The sequence below is a fragment of the Pseudomonas sp. SG20052 genome, assembly GCF_031766055.1.
GTDB classification, from domain to species: Bacteria; Pseudomonadota; Gammaproteobacteria; order Pseudomonadales; family Pseudomonadaceae; genus Aquipseudomonas; species Aquipseudomonas mandelii.
Genome location: NZ_CP134498.1, coordinates 2,863,065 through 2,875,888, shown reverse-complemented (window position 1 = coordinate 2,875,888; position 12,824 = coordinate 2,863,065). Strand labels below are relative to the sequence as shown.

Below are 12,824 nucleotides of genomic sequence, written 5' to 3'. Positions count from 1 at the left end.
GGAGTCCTTACTGATGCACGGCGAGCTGATAAGCCGTGTATTTACGAATATTGATGACGCCGGTGTCGAAAATCAGGTATTGGCCCTTGATCCCCAACAACGTGCCTTCGGCAATCGGATTCTTGTCCAGGTTGAAGCTGACGATTTTGGCCGGGTATTGCTCGACCGGATAGCGGATTTCGAGGGTTTCTACGTCGGTAATGGTCTGGATTGCTTGTAGGCCGAATCGTTCCTGCAAACCTTGCAACCCTTCGGCGCAGCTGTCGAACAACTGATCGCGAACCTCGGCCAGGTTCACCGACACCGCGTCGCCCTTGAGTAAAGCACGCCAGTTGGTCTTGTCCGCCACCTGACTGCGGAACAGGTCCTCGACAAACCCCGATTGCTGGCGGGTCGAAACGCGCATGATCGGCAACGCCTGACGGGCGCCCTGGTCGATCCAGCGAGTCGGCAGCTGGGTGGCGCGGGTAATCCCGACTTTCACCCCGGACGAATTCGACAGATACACAATGTGATCGGTCATGCAGAACTTCTCGCCCCACTCCGGCTCACGGCAGGTGCCAGCGTCGTAGTGGCAACGCTCCGGACTCATGATGCAGAGGTCGCACTGCGCCAGTTTGGTCATGCACGGATAGCAATACCCCTGGCTGAAACTGGTTTTGGTCTTGCGCCCGCAATGGGTGCAATGAATCGCCCCCAGATATTCCAGACGCACCGTGCTGCCGATCAAGGGATTGACCGGCACCTCGACGTCATCCAGACGAAACGCGTACTGCACGTTCGGCCCGTCAAGGCGCGCCGACATTTTGCTGATTGCACCACGGCCAATCTCAATCAATGGATGGCATCCGATTTGAACAGGATGTTCGGCACGCTGATCGACTTCGAGCTGCATTCCTGCGGGCCCATGTAGCCGGTACGCTCTTCCTCGGGCAGGTTCTGGATTTCCCAGGCGATCATCGCTTGCAGCGACAATTCACGTTGTTCGGCGGTGAGTTTGCCACCGTCGGACCATTTGCCGATCTCCACCGCCAGCTTCAGGCTCTGGTAGATATCGGGGGTGATGTTTTGAATCATTTCGTTAAAAGAGGACATCAAGGGCTCCGCTCTTTAATACATAACTGATTAGACGGCCAGTTTACGGCGGTTGTACAAACCGCCCAACAAACCGGTCAAGCATCCGACGAGCAACCCGCTGACATGGGCTGCGTTGGCGATTTCGCCAAAACCGATCATCGAGACCAGGCCCGACAGGCACAGCACCAGCCACACCAGCATCATCACCAGCACGCCGCGCGGCAGGCGATATGCCGGGTTCGGCGACAATATCTGGAAAATCCAGCAATGCCCGAGCAGGCCGTAAAGCACCCCGGACAACCCGCCGAACAGGGTCGGGCCACTGAAAACAAACTGGGCGTAGTTCGACACCAGGCTGAAAAGCAAGGTCAAGCCGATCAGGTTGATGCTGCCCTGACGCGACTCGATGCGCCGCCCCAGCTCCCAGTACCACATGCCGTTCATGGCCAGGTGCAGGATGCCGAAGTGGATCAGCATCGGCGTCACCAGACGCCACCACTGCCCCGCCGCCAGGCTGTCGGCCAAGGGCACAAAATGGATGTACTCGCCCACGATACGAAAATCGAGGAAGGTCAGCCAACGCAGCGTGTCGAGGTTTTCCCCCAGCAGCGTCACCGCACCGACGATCAGGCTCAGCAGCAACACCAAGCCGGTTGCCTTGGCATGGCGCATCTGCTCGACGAAACCAGGCCGCCTGGTGGTTTGCGCGACCGGAATGTCCAGCTGCTGATCAGGGTCGCCCGCCGGGAAACGTTCATATAAGGAACGGACGTCTTCGCTGATATTGGCCGGCACCCACAGCACCTGTTCACCGGACTCTTCGCTGACCCGATGCGGCACCTGCATGCGTTGCAGCAGTTTGACGAACCCGCTCAAATCCACGGCCAGCGGCAGGCGTAAAACAGCAACGGTAGTCATCGCAACACCTCCGGCCGCTCGACATCGACCCAGACAAACTTGTGCGGGTCGAGGCGGGTTTCCTGATCCAGGCGATAGGCGACCAATTTGCCGTAGAGCACCGCGCTGTAATCCAGGCAGGCCAGGTTCGGACGGATCGGCGCCGGTTTGCCGCTGCGCCAGTAATGGCCAACGAACAACAGCGGCTCATCGACGCCGTAACGCAGCAAGGTATTTTTTTCGGTGGACGACAGGGGCGTCTGGGCCACGGGTTCGGGCAAGGCGTCGGGCTGGAACACAATGTCTCCGTAGGTTTGCGGGTCGTCTTCCCAGAATTTGGTGCGGAAGAACGAACGCGTCAGGCCATCGCCGCTGGTCATGGTCAGCCCGTGGGGCAGACGCATGTCGGTCCCGCGCAGCAAACGATCGAACACGGTGCAGGCGAAACTGCCCGGCACGGCCGAGGCCTGGAGGAAATGTTCGTCGACGCAGCCATCGGGAAACAGCGCGCGCAGCGGCTCGATCAGGCCGGCATCCCAGCAGGCGTGCACCACGCGGAAACGCCCGGCATCCACAAACAATGGCAGTTCGTAAAACCATTGCTGGAAGTCATGCCAGTCGCCGGGGTGATGTTCAAATTGCGTCAGGGTTTCACCGAGCAGACGCGCATGGCGTGGCGTGTGTTCGCGCACGAACTGCTTGCCGCTGCCTGGCGGCGCCGGCGTGGCCCAGCCGAGGGCGTTGAATTCATGGTTGCCCATGATGCACAGCGCCTGACCGGCCTCGACCATGTCGTGGACGATATGCAGCGCCTCGCGAATCCGCGGGCCGCGGTCGATGATGTCGCCGACGAACACCGCCATGCGCGATGGATGCCGCCAGACGCCACCTTGTTTGTGATAACCGAGCCGGTCGAGCAAGTGCTCAAGGGTCAGAGCGCAACCGTGCACGTCACCGATCAGGTCGTAGCTACGCGCGGGATCGAGCATCAGTCGCCTCCACCACCCAACCGGCTGCCCCAGCCAAGCTTGGTCCGGCAGACCTCATAGTAGTTGTGGTCGAGCGGGTGGATCAGCCGCAGTTTCTGGGCTTTTTTGCTGATGGTGATGGTGTCGCCCGGCGCGCAGGTGAAATGGTTCTGCCCGTCACAGGAGACTTGCGGGTAAATCTGCATATCTTTGGACACGACGATTTTCAGCTCACTGTTGCCATCGACCACAATTGGCCTGCCCGACAAGGTATGGGGGTACATCGGCACAATCACAATAGCGTCGAGCTTGGGGTGCATGATCGGCCCGCCCGCCGACAGCGCATAGGCGGTCGAACCGGTGGGCGTTGCGACGATCAGGCCGTCGGCCTTCTGGCTGCAGACGAACTGGCCGTCGATGTACAACTCGAATTCGATCATCCGCGTCGATTTGCCCGGGTGCAGGACCACGTCGTTCAGCGCATCGCCCTGGCCGATGGCCTCGGCATGGCGCCGGACTTCGGCTTGCAGCAGGAAGCGGTTTTCCACCAGGTAATGGCCATCGAGCACTTCGGCGACTTTGACTTCCAGTTCATCCGGGCGAATGTCGGTCAGGAAACCGAGGCTGCCCCGGTTGATGCCGAGCACCGGAATATTGTGTCGGGCCAAGGCACGCGCGGCGCCAAGCAGGCTGCCGTCACCGCCGACCACAATCACCATGTCACAGACTTCGCCGAGCATCTTGCGAGACGAGGTTTGCAGGCCATGACCGGGCAGGACTTCGGCGATGGTGTCTTCGAGAATCACGTGCAGGTGACGATCAAGCAGAAACCGTTTCAGTCGGCGGACGGTATCCAGCACCTGCGAACTGCCCAGGCGACCGATGATGCCGATATTACGAAATTGCTCCATGGGGTTCCTGCGCGACGGTGAAAAACACGATTATGGGCGAAAGCGCGGGATAGACAAAATCCTTTCAGCCACAAGGGTGTACTCATGTTTAGGGCTATGCTCGCAAGATGATCCTATTTCCCGATTTGCTCCAGTTACCCCACCAGTTGCGCCACCCCGAAGTGCGCGACCTTGCCTGGGTCATCCTCGCGCCGCCGATGCTCGACACCGCTCCGTGGCCGCAACGCCATCCGCTGGCCGGCAGCGACTGGGTGCAGGCACCTGAGCAGCTGGAACGCTGGCTGAAGCAACTCGACCGTGACAGTTACGACTTGCTGCACTGGCTGGCGCAGGCCAGGACCCGGCGACTGGGCCTGTATTACGAACGCTTGTGGCAATACGCCGTGCGCCATGCGCCGGGTATCGAGTTGATTGCCGCCAACATGCCGATCCGCCGCGAAGGCCACACTTTGGGCGAGCTGGACATGCTGTTGCGCGATCGCGACGGCGTGCATCATCTGGAACTGGCGATCAAGCTGTATCTGGGGCCGCAGAATGGTGACGGACAGGACACGGCGCAGTGGCTCGGACCAGGTTGTCATGATCGTCTGGACCGCAAACTGGCGCATCTGACGCAACACCAACTGCCGATTTCCGCCCGCCCCGAGAGTCGCGAGGTGCTGGCGGCGCTGGATATTCAGCAGTTCAGCGCGCATCTGTGGCTGGGCGGTTATCTGCTGTATCCGTGGCCAGGACAAGCCGAGCCCCCCCACGGTGCCCATCCACAGCATCTGCGCGGCAGCTGGCTGCATCAGAAAGACTGGGCGGACTTTGTCGTGCAGCGCCCGTTCGGCCGCTGGCAACCCCTGCCCCGCCATGCGTGGCTGGCGCCGGCGCATTACCCGGCGGAACAGACCTGGAACACCGGGCAGCTGGACGCATGGCTCAGTGACCTGGAGCCATTGGCCCCGGCGCAGTTGATGGTGCGCCTGATCGAGAACGCGGATGGGGATTGGGAGGAAGCGGAGCGATTGTTTCTGGTGGCGGATCTTTGGCCGAATGTGCCGGGCAGTGGTTGAGATTTGTAGTGCCTGGGTTGGCCCCTTCGCGGGCAAGCCTCGCTTCTACAGGTTTTGTATCGTTCGCTGAATTTGCATTCGTCATAAATCCTGTAGGAGCGAGGCTTGCCCGCGAAGAAGCCACCCCGTTCTAAATGGATAACCGCAAAGCCAAAGCCGCCAACGTCACCAACAACACCGGCACCGTCAACACCACCCCGACCTTGAAGTAGTACCCCCAGCCGATCTGAATGTTCTTGCGTTGCAGCACATGCAACCACAACAACGTCGCCAGACTGCCAATCGGCGTGATTTTCGGCCCCAGGTCGCTGCCAATGACGTTGGCATAAATCATCGCTTCCTTGACCACTCCCGTGGCCTGGCTGGCATCGATCGACAGCAAACCAATCAACACCGTCGGCAAGTTGTTCATCATCGACGACAACAGCGCGGTCAGCACGCCCGTGCCCATCGCCGCGCCCCAAACGCCGTACTGTGCGAACCCGTCCAGCCACCCCGCCAGATACCCGGTGAGCCCGGCATTGCGCAGGCCATAGACCACCAGGTACATGCCCAACGAGAAAATCACGATCTGCCACGGCGCTTCTTTCATCACCTTGCGCGTGGAGATCTTGTGGCCACGGGCGGCGATGGCCAGCAGCAACGCGGCACAGACAGCGGAAATGGCGCTGATCGGAATGCCCAGCGGCTCAAGGGCGAAGCAGCCGATCAACAGGATGGCCAGCACTGCCCAACCGGCATAAAACGTCGCCTTGTCATGGATCGCCGTCGACGGATGTTCCAGTTGCTCGGGGTCGTAAGCCTTGGGGATGTCACGACGAAAAAACCACATCAACATCGCCAGCGTGGCGGCGACGCTGACGAAGTTGACCGGAATCATCACCGCCGCATAGCGGTTGAAGGTGATATCGAAGTAGTCCGCCGAAACGATGTTCACCAGGTTCGACACCACCAACGGCAGGCTCGCGGTATCGGCGATGAACCCGGCGCCCATCACGAATGCCAACGTCGCCGCCGGGGAAAAGCGCAGCGCCAGCAGCATGGAAATCACGATCGGGGTGAGAATCAGCGCCGCACCGTCATTGGCGAACAACGCCGACACCAGCGCCCCGAGCAGCACCATATAAGCGAAGAGTTTGCGCCCGCTGCCCTTTCCCCAACGGGCCACATGCAAGGCTGCCCAGGCAAAGAATCCCGCCTCATCCAGCAACAGACTGATGATGATCAGCGCCACGAAGGTGCCGGTGGCGTTCCAGATGATCTGCCACACAATCGGGATATCAGCCAGGTGCACCACCCCGAAAATCAGCGCCAGCACGGCGCCAAATGTCGCACTCCAGCCAACCCCCAGGCCTTTGGGTTGCCAGATCACCAGGGTGATGGTCAGCAGGAAAATCAGCGACGCTATAAGCATGCGGGTACACGCCTCTGGAAAAACGAGGCGTGAATATATGGAATTCCGAATATGCAGTAAAGCAAAGACTGAACAACCCGGCAGCTGCTACAGGGGATGTGTTGCGTTCAGGTCACTCTTTCTTATGCTGCTCGACCCATTTGCCATACGCATTGATGAAATTCTGCAAGAACGGCCTCACCGATTCGGACAATTGGCCCGACTCATCGAACGCCGAACCTGCGCCCCCCAGATAGGCTTCCGGCTGCTGCATGCACGGCACGTCCAGAAACACCATTGACTGACGCAAGTGATGGTTGGCCCCAAACCCGCCGACAGCCCCCGGCGAAACGCTGATCACCGCTCCTGGCTTGCCGCTCCAGGCGCTCTTGCCATAGGGACGCGATCCCACGTCAATCGCATTCTTCAGCGGTGCCGGCACCGAGCGGTTGTATTCAGGGGTGACGAACAGCACTGCGTCGGATGAACTCACTTGTTGTCGGAAAGTGCTGTAGGCTGCCGGCGGTGAAGTCCCGTCAATGTCTTCGTTGTAGAGCGCCAGATCGCCGATTTCGACGATGGTGAGCTTGAGATTGGCAGGCGCCAGGTCGGCCAGGGCCAGCGCAACCTTGCGGTTGATTGATTCCTTTCTCAAGCTGCCGACCAGTACGGCGATCGTGTAGACGTTGCTCATTGAAGACTCTCGACTGTTCGATGGGAAAGACTTGTAGTTATAGATGACGATTCACCCAGTGGGCTGTTGAATTCACCGCCCCTGACTATTTTTTTCCTGTAGGAAAACTTACTTCGCTTAACCACGGTCTACAGAACCGCAAATTGAGTGATTTATCTCCAGAGGTTCTAAGCAGATGGCAGCAGTACTCGTCGGTCAGTTCCATGCAAGAGACGCGGAAGGCCGCGTTTATTCCGTGCATGAGTTCCAGGAATCCACCCCCTCGCATGACGGCCTCACTGGCTCGGCGCCTGTGACCACCTACAAACTGGCTATTGGCGATCGCGTCGATAAGCTCGACGACAACCAGTTTCAGCTGGTGCAATCGAAAATCACCATCGTGCGCGAGCCCGACACCTATGTCGGCAGCCGGCCGGAAATCACCGCTGCCTCATAACCCCGCGTTATGAGCCGAAGTCATATGCGCGCACTTGAGTTAGGATTCAGTCACTGACTCCCTCACCTGCTGAACATGGACTTCACGCATGCGTTTACGTCATATCGAAGTGATCCACGCGCTCTTGCAGACCGGTCATCTGGGCACCGCCGCCGAATGGCTGCAGTTGCCGGTGGCCGAGGTCGAAGGCATTTTGCGCGACGCCGAGGATCAGCTGGGATTCATGCTGTTTTCCAGCGTGCGTGGACGTTTGCAGGCGACGCGCGAGGCGCGGGAGCTGCAGGTTGAAATCGCCCGCGTGTATGACGCGCTTGAACCGGTCCAGCGCCTGGCCAGCAGCCTCAAGCAGTATCAGGCGCACCCGCTGCGCATCATCTGCACCCCGCCACTGGCCCAGCAGTTATTGCCCCACAGCATCGCCGCCCTGCGCCGACGCCTTCCCGATGCGGCTTGCACCCTGCTGAGCCAACCCACCCGCGAGATCGTCAGAAGCCTGCTGCTGCGTGAAAGCGATCTGGGGCTGAGCCTGCACGATCCCGACCACGCCGACATCTATTGCCAAGTGATTGCCCAAGGCAAGCTCCAGCTGTTGGCGCCCCATGGCTGGCTGCAACCGAAACAGAAGTACATTTCGTTGCAGGATCTGGCTGGCCAGTCGATGGTTGGTCTGGAAGGTCATGATCCGCTAAGCCCGGCGCTCGATAACAAATTGCATGCCTTGCGCCCTGCCCCGGTCATCCAGACGCGGGTGCAAACTCATCAGATGATGCGCAGCATGGTCGAGGCCGGCGAAGGCCTGGCGATTGTCGACCCCTTCACCGCCCTTGGGGCCAAGTCGAGCGGCCTGGATGCCTGCCCCTTGGCGCCTGCGGTGCCGATCAGCCTCTATGCCCTGACCCTGAAGAACGGCGAGCCCATGCCCGCCGTTCAGGTGCTGCTGGACATCCTCACGGAACAAGCCGTGGCGATGTTGTCGAGCTGAGCGGGTTTTCCAGCGGATTATCGAACAGGCGATACCAGAACAGCGCGACTTCGGCGGTGTTCGGGTCGATGCCGCGATAACGCAGATGATCGATCCCGCCTATCACGAAACCACAGCGCTCATAGAGTCGACAGGCGCCCAGATTGTTGTTCTGGGTTTCGAGCATGATGCCCGGCAACTTCTTCTTGCGACTCCAGAACTGCGCCACATCCAGCAACGCCTTGGCCACACCGTGACGGCGCGCTGGCGCATGCACGGCCAACTCGTCGATATGGGCAAAGCCGTTCCAGTTGGTGCTGACCACCAGATGGCCGACGGGCTCGTCATCGAGATAGGCCATGAACACCGCACTGTCGGCGGCATCGCGAAAACTGCTGAACTCCTCGGGATCAATCCCGTAGCACTTTCGATAAGGGGTGATCGGCGTGACCCGCCACTGCTCCACCGGTTTGCCGATTTCAGCTGCACCATAGGCCGCGACTTCAAAACTGAAATCGCTGCCCCAGATATAGGGCGCAAATCCCTCATCGGCGACACGCACCGAGAGACCTGGGTATTTGGGATTCATGATCGGTTGCATGCTGGGAAAGGTCCTCATTCCTTGATGCAATCGACGGTGTAATGCCGTCCATTGCCCTCGTCTTCGTGTTGCAGTCCGTGCACATCAACGACAAACCCGGGGAAGCTGCTGTCAAACGTGCGAGCAAACGACAGGTAATCGATGATCGACCGGGTCGACTCGGTGAACCGCTCCCCCGGCATGATCAGCGGGATGCCGGGTGGGTACGGCACCAGCATCACCGCGGCAATTCGCCCTTCCAGGGCATCAATCGACACTGCCTCCACCTCTCCCCGCACCAAATGATCATAGGCGTCAGCCGGCTTCATGGCGATTTCCGGCAACACGGTGTACATGCGCTTGAGGTGTTTGGCCGTGGCATTGCTGCGATAACAGGCGTGCAGTTGATCGCACAAATCCCGCAAACCCATGCCCTGATAACGCGCGACGTTCTGTTGCGCCACGCATGGCAGGCACGACGCCAGACTGACATTGGCGTCGTAACTGCGCTTGAACTCCAATAATTCGGTCAGCAACGTGCTCCATTTGCCCTTGGTGATGCCCATCGAGAACAGCACCAGGAATGAATAGAGGCCGGTCTTCTCGACCACCAGTCCGCGCTCCCAAAGGAACTTGCTGACCACGGCCGCCGGAATCCCGCGTTCGCTCAGCGCACCGCCCGCCGTCAGGCCAGGCATCACCAAGGTGACTTTGATCGGATCAAGCAACACGTAATCGTCAGTCACCCCACCAAAGCCATGCCAGTCGGCGTCGGGTTGCAGCAGCCAGTCTTCGGTGACCACGCGCTCGATGCCTTCCACCGACGGTGGCTGCCAGATGGAAAACCACCAGTCGTCCGCAGCGATGTGCTGGCGCAGATTGGCCAGCGCCCGGCGAAAACTCAGGGCTTCGTCGAACATTTCCTGCAACAGCGAACGCCCGGCCGGGCCTTCCATCATCGCCGATGCCACGTCCAGCGAAGCGATGATGCTGTACTGCGGCGACGTCGAGATGTGCATCATGAATGCTTCATTGAAGCGATCGCGATCCAGTTGCCGCGCACCTCCGTCCTGGACATGAATCATCGAGGCCTGGCTGAACGCGGCCAACAGTTTGTGTGTGGAATGCGTGGTGAATACCAGCGGGCTGTCTTCGCTACGGGACGTGCCCATGCCATAACGACCGGCGAAAAACTCGTGGAACGCCGCGTAGGCGTACCAGGCCTCGTCGAAATGCAGGACCTCGACGCTGTTGCCCAGGCTCTGCTTGATCAGTTCGGCGTTGTAGCAAAGGCCATCGTAGGTCGAATTGGTCACCACGGCCAACTTGACCTTGAGCTCACGCCCCTGGGTCAGCGGGCTGGCGTCGATCTTTGCCTGAATCGATTCGCGGCTGAACTCGCTCAGCGGAATCGGTCCGATGATCCCCAGTTCATTGCGCTCCGGGCACAGGTACAACGGAATCGCGCCGGTCATGATGATCGAGTGCAGTACCGACTTGTGGCAGTTGCGGTCCACCAGCACCAGGTCATCGCGAGCGACCATCGAATGCCAGACGATCTTGTTGGCAGTCGAGGTGCCATTGATCACGAAAAAGGTGTGATCGGCGCCGAAATTGCGCGCAGCCCTGGCTTCCGCTTCGGCGAGCGGGCCGGTGTGATCGAGCAAGGAACCCAGTTCCGGCACCGACACCGACAAGTCCGAGCGCAGGGTGTTTTCCCCGAAAAACTGGTGAAACGCCTGCCCCACCGGGCTTTTGTGATACGCCACGCCACCGCCATGGCCGGGTGTGTGCCAGGAATAGTTGGAATCGGCGGTGTGTTGCACCAGCGCCTTGAAAAACGGCGGAAGCAAACCATCCAGGTATTTACGGGCCGCCCGGGCCACTTGCCGCGCCAGAAAGGGCACGGTGTCTTCGAACAGATAGAGAATGCCGCGCAGTTGATTGAGTTCGGCCATGGCATCGGCCGGGGCGTTTTCCAGCGTGACCTGTTCGCCCAGCGCAAAGATCGGCAAGTCCGGCGCCCGCACTCGCGCCAGGCCGATCAGCTCGGCCATATTGTGTAACAAATGAGAGTGGACGCTGGCGTCTTCGGCGGCGATCAACATGCAGGAAAGGCCGTGATGGGTCGAAGCGACCAGCCGCCCTTCGGTGTAGTCCACCGCCGAAACGATGCTGAAGCCTTCCTGCTCCAGTTCCCGGGCGATGCCACGCACGCGATCACCGGCGACGGTGTCGGCCTTGATGTCGCGATGCACGATCAAGACCGGGAATTTCAAATCTTTATACATGAGGCTCAGTGTCCTGAGGCTGCAGACCGTGGCCTGCCAATATGCTCAGGGTAGAGGGTTGAAGCGGATGTGGCGAGCGACGATGCCCTGAAGCGGGTCAATGAGTGCACCATCATGTGGCCATCAACTCTCCAACATTCAGCAGGACTACTTGTGGCAAGGAAGCTCCCTCACCACAAAAGCCCTGTTACATCTGATTCGCCTCAAGCCTGCGCCTTGGCCTCGACCAACTGCTGCCACAGCGACGGGGCGCCGGCGGACTTGGCGATGGCTTCCAGGCGTGCCACGTGCCGGGCCAGGTCATCTTCGCTGGCGGGGATGATCCGGGTCGGCTGGCGGTCGGCCGGCAAGCGGCGGATTTCGGTGGCGGAGTTGTCAGCGCCTTCGCCGGAACCGTTGCCGTCGGACGCATTACCGGCCAGTGACAGGCTGGTCTGGCCGCCGGTCATGGTCAGGTAAACGTCGGCGAGGATCTCGGAGTCGAGCAAGGCGCCGTGAAGTTCACGACCGGAGTTGTCGACGCCATAACGTTTGCACAACGCATCGAGGCTGTTGCGCTGCCCCGGGTGACGTTCCCGGGCCATCATCAGGGTGTCGAGGATCGAGCAGTGTTGCGTGATGTCCGCACGGTCGTGCTGGCCCATCAGGGCGAATTCGTTGTTGATGAAGCCAACGTCGAACGCCGCGTTATGGATGATCAGCTGCGCGCCTTTGATGAATTCGAAAAACTCATCGGCCACTTCAGTGAAACGCGGTTTGCCCACCAGGAATTCGTTGGTAATGCCGTGGACGCCGATGGCGCCTTCGTCACTCTCGCGATCCGGTTGCAGGTAAACGTGGAAATGCCGGCCCGTCAGGCGCCGACCGATCAACTCGACACAACCGATTTCGATAATCCGGTGGCCGTCGGTCACCGGCATGCCGGTGGTTTCGGTATCGAGTACAACGGATCTGGTGGCCATCAGTGCTCAGCTCTCAACGGGTCAATCGTGCAAAAGCGGCGATGTTAACACGCTCGCGGGATCCGGCGCGCGCACTGCCAGGTGACGGGCGCTCATGCAGTTTTTAACAATCATTAGCAATGTTCATAAAGTCTGGAAACCGATGGATTGCTAGCGTGCACCCCTTGCTTACCCAAGGTTTGAAATCGTCATGAAGACTGCACGGCTGGTTTTATTGAGTACCTGTTTGCTGGGTTCCGGCGCCCACGCCACCAGTTTTGTCATCAGCACAGACGTCACCGTCAGTCTGACGATGAGCTCCACCAAAGGCACCAGTGGCTCATTCAGCGACGACAAGATCGTACTGGCGGCCAAGGATGATGCGGCAGCGTTTGTGGCGAGCGAGGGGGTGATTCGCGGGGCGCGGATCCAGGCGGCGTTTTTGCGGATTCGCGGGGTGGTCAACGAACCGTATTCAGACCAACAACTGGCCACCGCGATCTTGATGCTGTGACACCCTGGAGGAGCGAAGCTTGCTCGCGAAGAACGATAACCCGGTCTCTCAGTTACACCGCGGCGCTTTCTTCGCGGGCAAGCCTCGCTCCTGCATGGTTCTC

The 12,824-nt window shown here is 59.8% G+C and carries 14 protein-coding genes; 4 read left to right on the top strand and 10 right to left on the bottom strand.

Going from position 1 to position 12,824, the window contains the following annotated elements; genetic code table 11:
- Window positions 1-7 precede the first annotated feature (7 nt).
- The 5 genes from RHP74_RS13200 to RHP74_RS13180 are packed head-to-tail and all read right to left on the bottom strand — an operon-like array spanning window position 8 to window position 3,853.
- On the bottom strand, window positions 8-838 hold the full coding sequence (locus RHP74_RS13200; protein WP_311099850.1) for a DUF2797 domain-containing protein: 831 nt from the start codon (window positions 836-838) through the stop codon (window positions 8-10).
- Window positions 835-1,095, bottom strand: a complete 261-nt coding sequence (locus RHP74_RS13195; protein WP_010459822.1) for a YeaC family protein — start codon at window positions 1,093-1,095, stop codon at window positions 835-837. The genes RHP74_RS13200 and RHP74_RS13195 overlap by 4 nt, the downstream gene beginning before the upstream one ends.
- 30 nt (window positions 1,096-1,125) lie before the next feature.
- On the bottom strand, window positions 1,126-1,995 hold the full coding sequence (locus tag RHP74_RS13190) for a rhomboid family intramembrane serine protease (protein WP_145310144.1): 870 nt from the start codon (window positions 1,993-1,995) through the stop codon (window positions 1,126-1,128).
- Window positions 1,992-2,966: a metallophosphoesterase gene (locus RHP74_RS13185; protein WP_370654424.1), complete on the bottom strand. Its 975-nt coding sequence runs from the start codon at window positions 2,964-2,966 to the stop codon at window positions 1,992-1,994. The genes RHP74_RS13190 and RHP74_RS13185 overlap by 4 nt, the downstream gene beginning before the upstream one ends.
- Window positions 2,963-3,853, bottom strand: a complete 891-nt coding sequence (locus tag RHP74_RS13180) for an NAD(+) kinase (RefSeq protein WP_010459816.1) — start codon at window positions 3,851-3,853, stop codon at window positions 2,963-2,965. The genes RHP74_RS13185 and RHP74_RS13180 overlap by 4 nt, the downstream gene beginning before the upstream one ends.
- 107 nt (window positions 3,854-3,960) lie before the next feature.
- Here RHP74_RS13180 and RHP74_RS13175 point away from each other — a divergent pair, with 107 nt between their 5' ends.
- Entirely contained in the window at window positions 3,961-4,911 is a 951-nt protein-coding gene (locus RHP74_RS13175) for a DUF1853 family protein (protein ID WP_311099845.1), read from the top strand.
- 130 nt (window positions 4,912-5,041) lie between these two features.
- Here RHP74_RS13175 and RHP74_RS13170 read toward each other — a convergent pair whose 3' ends face one another.
- On the bottom strand, window positions 5,042-6,325 hold the full coding sequence (locus tag RHP74_RS13170) for an arsenic transporter (RefSeq protein WP_010459813.1): 1,284 nt from the start codon (window positions 6,323-6,325) through the stop codon (window positions 5,042-5,044).
- A gap of 112 nt (window positions 6,326-6,437) precedes the next feature.
- Complete coding sequence (locus RHP74_RS13165) at window positions 6,438-6,998, bottom strand: NADPH-dependent FMN reductase (RefSeq protein WP_010459811.1); 561 nt, start codon at window positions 6,996-6,998, stop codon at window positions 6,438-6,440.
- Window positions 6,999-7,173: 175 nt separating this feature from the next.
- Here RHP74_RS13165 and RHP74_RS13160 point away from each other — a divergent pair, with 175 nt between their 5' ends.
- Together RHP74_RS13160 and RHP74_RS13155 are read left to right on the top strand one after the other, a co-directional pair.
- A complete protein-coding gene (locus tag RHP74_RS13160) occupies window positions 7,174-7,434 on the top strand; it encodes a hypothetical protein (protein WP_311099841.1) in 261 nt (86 codons plus the stop codon).
- Between the two features lie 88 nt (window positions 7,435-7,522).
- On the top strand, window positions 7,523-8,416 hold the full coding sequence (locus tag RHP74_RS13155; protein ID WP_010459807.1) for a LysR substrate-binding domain-containing protein: 894 nt from the start codon (window positions 7,523-7,525) through the stop codon (window positions 8,414-8,416).
- Here the strand turns inward: RHP74_RS13155 and RHP74_RS13150 are convergent.
- From RHP74_RS13150 to dnaQ, 3 genes are all read right to left on the bottom strand, one after another.
- Window positions 8,382-8,996 (bottom strand): GNAT family N-acetyltransferase, encoded by a 615-nt coding sequence (locus RHP74_RS13150; protein WP_010459805.1) that lies wholly within the window; start codon window positions 8,994-8,996, stop codon window positions 8,382-8,384. The genes RHP74_RS13155 and RHP74_RS13150 overlap by 35 nt on opposite strands.
- A gap of 14 nt (window positions 8,997-9,010) precedes the next feature.
- Complete coding sequence (locus RHP74_RS13145) at window positions 9,011-11,266, bottom strand: Orn/Lys/Arg decarboxylase N-terminal domain-containing protein (RefSeq protein ID WP_172790823.1); 2,256 nt, start codon at window positions 11,264-11,266, stop codon at window positions 9,011-9,013.
- 203 nt (window positions 11,267-11,469) lie between these two features.
- Complete coding sequence (gene dnaQ / locus RHP74_RS13140) at window positions 11,470-12,228, bottom strand: DNA polymerase III subunit epsilon (protein WP_010459800.1); 759 nt, start codon at window positions 12,226-12,228, stop codon at window positions 11,470-11,472.
- 190 nt (window positions 12,229-12,418) lie between these two features.
- Here dnaQ and RHP74_RS13135 point away from each other — a divergent pair, with 190 nt between their 5' ends.
- Window positions 12,419-12,721, top strand: coding sequence for a DUF2388 domain-containing protein (locus RHP74_RS13135; RefSeq protein ID WP_049870729.1), 303 nt, complete (start codon window positions 12,419-12,421; stop codon window positions 12,719-12,721).
- The last annotated feature ends 103 nt before the right edge of the window (window positions 12,722-12,824 follow it).